Annotated in this window: 12 protein-coding genes; 1 reads left to right on the forward strand and 11 read right to left on the reverse strand. The window is 32.6% G+C overall.

Annotated features, from left to right (window positions below; all coding sequences use genetic code 11):
• Positions 1–237: 237 nt before the first annotated feature.
• The 4 genes from LJE08_RS05400 to LJE08_RS05415 are packed head-to-tail and all read right to left on the reverse strand — an operon-like array spanning position 238 to position 3,135.
• Positions 238–687, reverse strand: a complete 450-nt coding sequence (locus tag LJE08_RS05400; RefSeq protein WP_227402622.1) for a hypothetical protein — start codon at positions 685–687, stop codon at positions 238–240.
• Between the two features lie 9 nt (positions 688–696).
• Positions 697–1,806, reverse strand: a complete 1,110-nt coding sequence (locus LJE08_RS05405; RefSeq protein WP_227402623.1) for a nucleotidyltransferase — start codon at positions 1,804–1,806, stop codon at positions 697–699.
• Between the two features lie 13 nt (positions 1,807–1,819).
• Positions 1,820–2,629, reverse strand: coding sequence for a hypothetical protein (locus tag LJE08_RS05410; protein ID WP_227402624.1), 810 nt, complete (start codon positions 2,627–2,629; stop codon positions 1,820–1,822).
• Between the two features lie 8 nt (positions 2,630–2,637).
• A complete protein-coding gene (locus tag LJE08_RS05415; RefSeq protein WP_227402625.1) occupies positions 2,638–3,135 on the reverse strand; it encodes a helix-turn-helix domain-containing protein in 498 nt (165 codons plus the stop codon).
• 285 nt (positions 3,136–3,420) lie between these two features.
• Between LJE08_RS05415 and LJE08_RS05420 the strand changes: the two genes are divergently transcribed.
• On the forward strand, positions 3,421–3,588 hold the full coding sequence (locus tag LJE08_RS05420) for a hypothetical protein (RefSeq protein ID WP_227402626.1): 168 nt from the start codon (positions 3,421–3,423) through the stop codon (positions 3,586–3,588).
• Between the two features lie 126 nt (positions 3,589–3,714).
• Here LJE08_RS05420 and LJE08_RS05425 read toward each other — a convergent pair whose 3' ends face one another.
• The 7 genes from LJE08_RS05425 to LJE08_RS05455 form a co-directional block, all read right to left on the reverse strand.
• Positions 3,715–4,077 carry a hypothetical protein gene (locus LJE08_RS05425; RefSeq protein ID WP_227402627.1) on the reverse strand — a complete coding sequence of 121 codons (363 nt, stop codon included), beginning with the start codon at positions 4,075–4,077 and terminating at the stop codon, positions 3,715–3,717.
• Between the two features lie 65 nt (positions 4,078–4,142).
• Complete coding sequence (locus LJE08_RS05430; protein WP_227402628.1) at positions 4,143–5,648, reverse strand: LCP family protein; 1,506 nt, start codon at positions 5,646–5,648, stop codon at positions 4,143–4,145.
• A gap of 62 nt (positions 5,649–5,710) precedes the next feature.
• The gene (locus LJE08_RS05435) at positions 5,711–7,072 is read right to left on the reverse strand and encodes an exopolysaccharide biosynthesis polyprenyl glycosylphosphotransferase (RefSeq protein WP_227402629.1); all 1,362 of its coding nucleotides are present in this window, start codon (positions 7,070–7,072) and stop codon (positions 5,711–5,713) included.
• Between the two features lie 80 nt (positions 7,073–7,152).
• A complete protein-coding gene (locus tag LJE08_RS05440; protein ID WP_227402630.1) occupies positions 7,153–7,707 on the reverse strand; it encodes a hypothetical protein in 555 nt (184 codons plus the stop codon).
• The gene (locus LJE08_RS05445) at positions 7,682–8,401 is read right to left on the reverse strand and encodes a CpsD/CapB family tyrosine-protein kinase (RefSeq protein ID WP_117924620.1); all 720 of its coding nucleotides are present in this window, start codon (positions 8,399–8,401) and stop codon (positions 7,682–7,684) included. The genes LJE08_RS05440 and LJE08_RS05445 overlap by 26 nt, the downstream gene beginning before the upstream one ends.
• Before the next feature lie 2 nt (positions 8,402–8,403).
• The gene (locus tag LJE08_RS05450) at positions 8,404–9,180 is read right to left on the reverse strand and encodes a tyrosine-protein phosphatase (protein WP_227402631.1); all 777 of its coding nucleotides are present in this window, start codon (positions 9,178–9,180) and stop codon (positions 8,404–8,406) included.
• Complete coding sequence (locus tag LJE08_RS05455; protein ID WP_227402632.1) at positions 9,180–9,902, reverse strand: YveK family protein; 723 nt, start codon at positions 9,900–9,902, stop codon at positions 9,180–9,182. The genes LJE08_RS05450 and LJE08_RS05455 overlap by 1 nt, the downstream gene beginning before the upstream one ends.
• Positions 9,903–10,208 lie beyond the last annotated feature (306 nt).

The following is a 10,208-nucleotide window of genomic DNA, read 5'->3' on the forward strand; positions in this document are numbered from 1 at the left end:
GTCTGATGTAGGTAGCAACTACATTTATGGATTTCAAATTTCGGATTCTGCTTTATTATCGTCTGATCAAAGATTGATCCCTTATCCAGACACGCAGCGGTTGTATGAAAAAGCTCGATTGTGAAGATTACTGGCTTGAGAAACAAAATAGAAAACACCCTCTGCAATAATGTGTTAAAAATATTCGCCTTTTCTACAGAGGGAGTTCTTGTTTCTAGCGTTTATTTCAATAAAGCACTAATTAAGATTCTTGTGTGGATCGCCATGTATTCCGCCACCAAGCCACTCTCCTGTTTGTAGCCAAATCTCATAGTAATACAGCCAAAGAGATGTCCACGGTATGATTGTTTCCGCCCACGATGCCTTATAATCCCACTCTTGATACCTAGGATAAAATAAACACAAGGAGTGGTCTCGATAAACATGTGGAACAAGTTTTCCATCAACTACATATTTTAACTGCGGATTTATTACAAAAACATCTACTCTTTTTAAACCAATTTTTGCTCTTAACTGTACAGTGTATACAGGAGAATTTTCTGTTGGTTGTAATTTAACATTCAATGTCGTAACACCCTTGTTGCTATCTGCTTTCGAACAGTTATAGCGCCTTCTAACATCAGTAGTTTTCTGTAATATTTCAGGGTATGTATAATGTTTCGGTCGTCTAAATTTAATTGATTTCACCCCATAGTGTCAACCTCCATAGAAGGTATTCGTTTTCACTGCTACTCCAATTGCTTTTGTATTCAAAAGTCCGGAGGAGGCTACTGTAAGAGTTCCAGCTTTCCTTTCTGCTGAAAGGCGCTCTGCAATCTTTTTGACTGCTTCATTCGTTATGTTTTCCCCAAACATCTTCTTCAATTTCTTGGTAATTTCCACATTCAGTCTTAACGCTTGAAGCTCTTTAACATCATCAGTCAAAGCATTCATCATATCAACGAAGTCTTGGTAATTTTGTATTTTCTCTATCCATTTTTCCGTTAAAATTTCATCTACTACTGGATTCTTTACAATAAAGGGCTTCCCTTGGCTCATATTAATCTGGCTATTAACATAACGGCAAAAATCGCTAATGATTGTTAATGTATCCGAATACGAACTGCTTATGTGGCCCATTAACGTACAAATAACTATACTTCGTACAGGCTCCTTTTTGTTCACTCCACAATATATATCACGATATCGCTTTATCAATTGAACCGATTTGCGAAGTGGTTCAAGACGTTCTGTAATTTCCTGGTTATCTATTGGTTCTGCATTTTTCTGAAATTTGTTACATAGTGCCAACTCATTTATAATATGCGTTCGTGCTTGTTTCTCAAACCATTCAGCATATCCAATAGGATTACTATGATGATACCAGGTTTTTAATTCTCTGTCAGGAACTATAATCTCAGTACCTTGCCCCACTGATTGTCCCGGCATAATATCCATATGAAAATCATTCGCATAAACAATTCTCACGCATCTTGATTTTTTCTCTAGCATTTCATTATGGACACCATCTTGAGACAATATTCTATATAGCTCATTATATAATTGCTGCGGTGTCATTTTAACATTTTCTGGAATTTCAACCACAAAATCCAAATCATATTCATCATTATTTAATGGTTTTACAGTTGTTTTTAGTCTAAAAGAACCCTGTGCATACATTTTAAGCGAGATATCCTTAAATTTATCATCCGATTGTATGATATCTGTAATAGTATTATATCTCTGCTCAGCTAGTTTGTATAAACTAGCCTGCAACTGTAATTTATCACAGATTTCATACAATATTTTTTCTGTATATTTTTCCATAAAAACCTCCCATCTATTCCAATATCCAAGGCGTATTAGTTCCTAAATTTGTCCTATCACTTCCCACTTGCGCCCTGCGTTTTATTTCATCTGGAGAAACCAGACAAAGTTTCTCTGGATATTTTGCAACAGCTTGACGAATCAGATCCTTTTGCTCGTCCGAGAGCTTCAATTCAAAAATATCCGCATGAATCCATTCATCCTCCTGGTGAAATTCCGAATATGTTAATCCAACATTATGTACTGATACCTTTCGGTATTTAAAGTCCTTAAACTTTTCTGCTGGCAAGTAACCCGGTTCAATTAACTCTTCAAAAAATTCTCGTCTAGGATCATACTCACGATTATCCATTCTAGAAAACCATTCGTAAAATTTCAGTAAATACTTCCCTTTTACTTTAATTCTCAAATCATCCGTTTCATCTGTATTTCCATTTTTAGTATGTACGATATATTTAATGCTGTCTAAAAATGGTTTTGCTTCATCGTAGTATTTATATACTCCACCGACTGGCTGATATTGAGCAGATATTCTACGTCCTGCTACCATAAGGTATTTTCCATCCACTTCTATTCGATAAAGATAGGAGAAGGAAAGAAAAATGTCGCTGTTTCTCTTACTAACATGTGTCTTGAACCACATTTTTAATCCTTGACCTTGTGTATCAATGTACTCGTATAAAGCAGAAATTGCCGCACTAGAAATACCAGAGGCAATAGTCGCACACATCTGAAGCGTAAGACTGTCAGATGCCAAGGCACATACCTCTGTAATAACAGCAAATACAACCCCTACTCCTAAAGATTTCACAATTTTTCTCATACACCCTCTCATTCGTACTGTATTTCAATTAGTGTATTTATAAGTTTCATTGCTTCAGTAATTAACAGTTCTGCACGTATATCCATATACACTCGTTTCACAGTATGATTAGCGTATTTTTCATCTACAAAAAAGTCTGAAACTTGCAAAACTTCATGACGTATCTGTATGATTGGCTCTAATGCATTTTGTAGACTACGAATATATTCTCTTCTAGTATAGTATTCTGTTGTATATATATCGCAGCTAACAATCTCTTTTTCAAGAGATAATAACAGATCTTGCGGATACATCTCGTTCATTTCTATTGGCAAACTCACACCCAATAATTCATCTTCTAAATTGTATAGTTCTGCTAACATCCGTAATTTGTCTGCATCCGGAGACCGTCTTGCGCTCTCATAATGTGCATAGGTTGAAGGATCAACTCCGAGATATTCAGCTACATATTTTTGCGTATATTTATGATAAATTCTCAATTCTTTTAGTCTATAGTTTAAATTCAATTTATCAACCTCCAAACTTTATCTTAGCAATAGATAAGTATATATTATAAAAACCACTTGGCGTTTTGTCAAGTTTCATAATCAAACGTAGTGATTACGGGTGATTACGCATGAAATAATCTTCAAATTTTCGTAATTTAAGATTATTTATTTTTTTATGTGAGTACCCATCTGATAACCCCATCCAATAAGTAGACATAATTAATGTCAATATAAGTAGTAGTATAGCATTATCAAAGGAAGGTTCTATTTATCAATAATATCGTTATTTTAAACAATCTGGCATTGGCACTGGCAAAAATGTACGGAAGTATATCTACAAATGAAATGCGAGTTGCGAAAAAAGAGTTTAAAGCCTTCCCGGTTGAATGTATGAGTAAAGTTCAACTAATCATGAAAGATACAGAAATTATCAAACATGTCAAATCAAGCCTAAGAAGAAAGAAGCTCTAATCTGTCGATGATTTTAACATTGCCATCTTAGCCCACAAAAAATTGGAAATTCTTTAATAGAGTTTCCGATTTCGTTTATTTAAGCCATTTTATTTTTCATGCGTAACTACTACAAAGAGTAAGGTATTACATTACCCTTTCACAACGATATGCAAAACCTTTAAATCCACTTTGTTTTGCTTCATATAAGTTCTTTTCATAGTTCAATAAATCAGCCTTATACTTATATTCCAATGCCTTCGATGAATAATCATTTAATACATCAAAGAATAACAAAAACAATCCAGCTAATACCAATACACAAGAAGCTAGTATTAACCAAACAACTGGAACAAGCAAATAAATAACATTCAAGATAAGAACACCAGTAAAACAACTAAAAGTAGAAACAAGCAATCCTATATGACATCTATGATACTTCTTGCTTAGTTCTTCAAACTTACGAATATTCGTATGAATTCTATTTTGTATATAATCTGCAGTTTCCATAATAAACAACACCTCACAATGAAATTATACACCTATAAAACAAAAAAAGAGCAAGGAATATATCCTTACTCTACATTATCCGCTGATTTACCAGCAAGAACAGCATTGATTTTATTTTTAGCCGTTGTTACAGTACTTTGATCTGGAACCATTACGTAAGCTGCATCACCAAGCTCAGCACACATTAATGTATCTCCAGTACCATTTACCATATATTGTTCCATTTTCCATTTTGGATTGCTATTTAATTGATATTTAATCAATGATGAAATTTCATCATTTGACATAGTTGTTGAGAATGTATTTGACATACTATCCATAATAGAAGCATAGTTAGTAACAATTGCAGGACTTGTAATCTTATCAACAATACCCATTAAAACTTGTTGTTGATTCTTTGTACGTTGACGATCCCCTTCACTGTAAGCATAACGCTCACGAGCATATCCTAACGCTTGTTCACCATTTAAGTGATTCACACCAGCATGAACACTTAATCCTGGAGCATGTAAAAAGTTACTACATTCATAACCTGGTTCAACATTTACATCAATACCACCTACAGCGTCAACAATATCTGTTACCGTATCGAAACCTACTTTAAATGTATAGTTAATTTCAATACCTAATAATTGTTCCACTGTACGCTTTGTTGTGTTAGTTCCATGAACACCCGTATGCGTAATCTTATCTAATGCACCCTGTTGACATCCATCTGCCGCATCACAAGCCGTTTCGACATAAAAGTCACGAGGAACTGATGTTAATAAAATTGTTCCAGTTTTAGGATTTACAGTAGCGACCATAATAACATCACTACGCCCATTTTCGTCATATCCACCACGAGTATCTGATCCTGAAATCAATACATTGAATGGCGTATTTGTAATATTACTAACAGCTTTCGCTTTATCTGTATTTTCTACTTTATAAGAAGTCTGGTAAACAACTCGAGTATTACTATCAAAGTTTGCATAAGTTTCCATATCCGTAATTTGGCTACGACTAGACTCACTAATAACAATAGAATCTACTTCACCATTATAGAATGATTCAAGCATTTCAGTCATACTACCGAATTCTTTTTGTTCCATTTGTATTCCAGAATTAGTCAATTCCTTTAAAATCTTTTTAGAACCAACAGTATTAATATTTGCCAAAGTACCTACACTATGACCAGTAAGATCCGTTTTCTTTTTCATTTCACTGGATTCTTTAACTACAACACTCACTGTATTTTTAGAATGTTTAGCAACATTCGTCATACTTGAAAGTAGTCCACCAGTCTTTGACATATAATATCCGCCTAAACAAGATCCCAATGAAATTGCCAAAGCGAAAATAATACAAATGATTTTAGATACAACACCCTTTGTTGCAAAGCACAACAATAAGATAAAAATTAAATCTAATAATACAAATACAATTGTCATTAAAAACAATAGTTTTGTAGGCAATACATTCAATTTAATAACGTTAAACAACAAATACATTGTTGCAGCAACCATTACAATTGAAAAAATAACCCCAAATACTTTTCCTATATTACTTTGTTTTTTATTTTTTTTCATAATAAAAATCTCCTATACGGTAAATATAATACAACAAATACAAAAAGCTCTCAAGTTTTGAATTACACGGCACCCTCGCCATAAAGAACTTGTTTCACTGTTTTAAATAGTAAAGTAATATCCAACCAGAATGACCAGTTACGATAATAATATTCATCTAATAATAAACGGTGATCAAAATCGACCTCACTTCTTCCATGACTTTGCCACATTCCAGTAATACCAGGTTTACATGCGATGACATCATAATAATAGTCTCCCATATCCTCTTTTTCTCTTGGTAAATATGGGCGAGGTCCAATTAAAGACATTTGGCCTAACAATACATTAATAAATTGTGGAAACTCATCCAAACTCTTTTCACGCATGAATTTTCCTGCACTTGTAATACGTGGATCATTCACTAATTTTTTGTTCTTTGTGTATTCTTCTCGAATGGCTGGATCCTTTTCCATTAACTCTTCAAGAATCTTATCTGCACCTAATACCATTGTACGATATTTAAACATTTTAAATTCTTTTCCATTTTTACCAATTCGATTCTGCGTAAAGAAAATAGGACCTTTATCTCCTTCTTTGCGATTTTTAATGAAGACAAAGATTGTCAATGGTATTAATAATAATAAACCACATAGTCCGGCACAAATGTCAATAATTCGTTTTAATGCATAAGATAAGAAATGTTCTAAGCCTCGAGAATTTGATATCATTAAGATCCCATCAAAATCTTCTACCTTTGTATCAAAAGTTACTAAGCCATTAACTTGAGGTAAATATTTAATTACTGCAACTTTATTTTTAAACACTTCAAATATCGCATTCAAATCATCACGATCTAATTCAGGAATAGCAATCAATACTGTATCAATATCTTTTTCTTTAATTACGGAACAAATTGAATCTAAATCATATGTTTTATTTATATCTACAATTTGCTCTTGTTGAACATACTTAATTCTGTTTGATTTATTACAATTCACAAATCCAACCACATCCAATAATGAATATCCATTACCTCTACATACATATTCTAGTTGCTCGGCTGTATGACCGATACCAACAATTAAAGTATTATGTTTAAACCATTTTCTAAATATTTTATGAGAATATCTAGAGTTACATCCTGCAAATACAAATAAAACACAAGTTAATAAAACGAATCCGAAGAATTTCTTAATCGTCCAAGTACTAATTGGAAAAACAAGAAAACTACCTATAAAAAAGCCAATATGACTTAATATGATTAATCGTATTTCATCATACATTAATAAAACTTTTCCTTGATATCTTCCAATCAATAATTGCATTAAAAAATATAAAATACATAATTTCCAACACGTTTCCAAATCGTATCCAGAAAATTGTATAATAAACATAAAAAATACAAATTCAATCGTAATTTTTAAAGTTCCAATTCTAGACATAATATAACCCTTTCACTATAACTCAACTCATTCTACTAAAAAACAAAAAGAACAACAATTCTTATTGTTATGTCTGAATATTATGCTTGTACTGATGACAATACAGTAAATGTAGCCGCATCCACCATACAAGTATTATGAATATCTTGGAATGTAAACGTAACTGTATATTGTTGTGAAGCTTCATCTAAAGTACAACCAATGTCTGTTACATCTTCTTGTCCAAGTCCTGCATTCGCTAAAACTGCATTAATTGCTGCTTGTTGATTTTCATCAAAAGAAGTTGATGCCTTTTCTTCTTCTTTTTTTGTTTCTGGTTCTTTTACAGGTTCAGTTGTAGAAACTTCTTCCTTTTCTTCACTATTGCTTCTTTTATAATTTCTTTCTTGTATAATGCCATCTTTACCAATCTTATACTCATAAGATCCAGTAGTTGTATCAAAACTTACAGTATAGTATTTCTTTTCTTCTTGAATCGATACATTTGAACATTCTTTTTTAGTGGCATTCGCATCATCTCTTGCGACTTCTAAAATATCGTTTTTAGTGATGTCTAAATTACTATTGCCACATCCAGTTAATAATAGAGTTGAAGCTAAGATAATAAAACTATTTCTTTTTCTTCTTTTTACCATTGTCTTCTCCTCCATACCCATATCCGTAGCCGTATCCATAATTGCTGTCACTTGCTGATTCTACTTTATTTAATACAACACCCATGACGTGACCACCATTTCTTTCAACATCATTAATGGCAGCTTTTACTTTACGTTTATCAGAAGATTTTGCATCAACTACATACAATACTCCATCACTTACGTTACATAATGGAATGGCATCACTAGCTACCGCTACTGGTGGACAGTCAATAATAATATATCCAAATTCTTGACGTGCTTGGTTTAAAAATTTAGCTAATCTTTTTGATCCTAATACTTCACTAGGATTTGGTACTCTATGACCTGCAGTAATGACAGATAAAGGATAACCTCCATCATATTGTACGTCTTGTACTCCTTCAAATGAATGAATACTTACACCTTCTCTAAATTCTGAAATAATATTTGTTAATCCAGAACGATTAGAGATTTGTAGTGTTTTATGAACTGATGCATTTCTTAAATCACAGTCAATTAATAACACATTTTTATATTTAGCAGCCATAATACGAGCTAAGTTACAAGCTATTGTACTCTTACCTTCATTAGGAATTGTACTTACTACGTTGATTACTTGAATCGCATCATCCATTTGACTAAATTCAATATTAGTACGTAATCCACGATAGATTTCATCCACATCAAATTGATTTCTTTTCTTTCTTGCCATTTCTATCTCCCAAAGAAACCAAACAGTTTCTTTTTCTTTTCAACCTCAATATTTAATATTTCTTTATTACTCAATAATAACTTAGGATTCTCATAAAATAAGATATCCGCATTATCAAACCCAATACGCTTACCTACAACAGCATATACATCACTCAACTGTTCAATTCGATTCCCACTAGCTCGATGTGTATCAGTACAAATTACATCACAATATCCATTGCCTAATAATTCTAATGCATTTGATTGTATTTTCTTTCCATTTACACCAAGAATTGAAGTACGATTCAATTGTAGAACACAACCCATATCAACCCAATGATCAATGATTGAATAATCAAGACCATCATGGAAATATCTTTCAATATGAGCAAGTACAGGAATAAAACCTTTCATCTTCAATTCATATAAACATTCATCTCTATAATCAATCGAATGAATATCACGAAGAACATTATATTCTACAAGCATATAGCGTGAACTATTCAATGTAGGATATAAATCCAACTCCAATCCTTCAATAAATTCACTATTCATCATAACTTCTCCACCAAAATAAATAGGGATAGGACTCATCTTTCTTAATTCCAATTGACGAGTTACCATTTCATTATAGATATGAACATCTAATTGACCAGGAATAAAATGCGGTGTACTACAAATACCTACAATACCATCCTTCTTAGCAGATTCTAATGAACTCACTGCATCCTCAATACAAGGCATACCATCATCAATACCCCAAGCAATATGAGAATGCAAATCAATATACTTAGCCATTATAATTCAGGAATCTCGCAGAATACTGGAATACCCAAATATTTTTCTGCCTCTTCCTTTGTACGTAAACGATTATCCAATAAGAACTTCAATACAGCATAACCACAACCTAAGACAAATCCTACCATAGTCGCTAATAAAGTATTCTTCTTAACATTTGGACCACTAGGTACATAAGACAATTTAGCCTTATCTACTACTTCAATATTACGAACATTCAAATTCTTTTGCATTGTTCGAATAAACGTACTTACCGTATCATTTGCGATATCCTTAGACAATTTTGGATCTGTTGTAGTAGCTGAAATCGTAATAATCTCTGTGTTTGACTCATTCGTTACACTTACAACATCTTTTACTTTTTCAGCACTCTCTAATCCAACATCCTTAGCTACTTCAGACATAATATTGTTCTGTGTTAATAAATTCACCGCATTCGTAACCAACTTACTATTGGCCATCTGTGAATTATAATCCAAAGAACCACTCTCACTAATCTGAGGTGTTAAATAAATTGAAGTACTCGCTGTATACGTTGGAGCAATCAATAACTTAGTTCCAAAAAATCCGCCTGCACCAAATACAACAGAAAGTAAAATAATTAATTTAATATGTTTTAAAATAGCACGGGCTACTTCAAGAAGATCAATAACATCTTCATCATCTTCTACATTAGCTACATTCATATAAGCATCATTACGAGACATTTTCTTATAAGCCATAAACCCTTATCCTCCTACTTTTCAATATGAAGCATGATTTTTAAAATCATATTTCAAAACCAATATTAAATATACCATAAAAATAACGTTTTTTTTAATAAATTCATTTTCGTTTATAATTCCTTAAAAAAATCATTTTATAATGGGCAGACCCCTATATCGAATGTCATGGGTACATCCTTTACTCTCACAGAATCAGCATTATGCGCATCTGATTCCTTTTTTACCTCGTAGTAAAAGATATTTCCTTTGGCTCTGTCACAACAAATGGTTGATTTTTGACGAGAAATAGCGTACAATAATAGT

The organism is Holdemanella sp. DFI.5.55, from assembly GCF_020593575.1.
Lineage (GTDB): Bacteria > Bacillota_I > Bacilli_A > Erysipelotrichales > Erysipelotrichaceae > Holdemanella > Holdemanella hominis.

Coding starts and splice junctions, on each gene's coding strand:
- LJE08_RS05445 (WP_117924620.1), bottom strand. CDS start 8,401: ATGGCAAGAAAGAAAAGAAATCAATTTGATGTGGATGAAATCTATCGT.
- LJE08_RS05410 (WP_227402624.1), bottom strand. CDS start 2,629: ATGAGAAAAATTGTGAAATCTTTAGGAGTAGGGGTTGTATTTGCTGTT.
- LJE08_RS05435 (WP_227402629.1), bottom strand. CDS start 7,072: ATGTCTAGAATTGGAACTTTAAAAATTACGATTGAATTTGTATTTTTT.
- LJE08_RS05455 (WP_227402632.1), bottom strand. CDS start 9,902: ATGGCTTATAAGAAAATGTCTCGTAATGATGCTTATATGAATGTAGCT.
- LJE08_RS05405 (WP_227402623.1), bottom strand. CDS start 1,806: ATGGAAAAATATACAGAAAAAATATTGTATGAAATCTGTGATAAATTA.
- LJE08_RS05425 (WP_227402627.1), bottom strand. CDS start 4,077: ATGGAAACTGCAGATTATATACAAAATAGAATTCATACGAATATTCGT.
- LJE08_RS05430 (WP_227402628.1), bottom strand. CDS start 5,648: ATGAAAAAAAATAAAAAACAAAGTAATATAGGAAAAGTATTTGGGGTT.
- LJE08_RS05450 (WP_227402631.1), bottom strand. CDS start 9,180: ATGGCTAAGTATATTGATTTGCATTCTCATATTGCTTGGGGTATTGAT.
- LJE08_RS05440 (WP_227402630.1), bottom strand. CDS start 7,707: ATGGTAAAAAGAAGAAAAAGAAATAGTTTTATTATCTTAGCTTCAACT.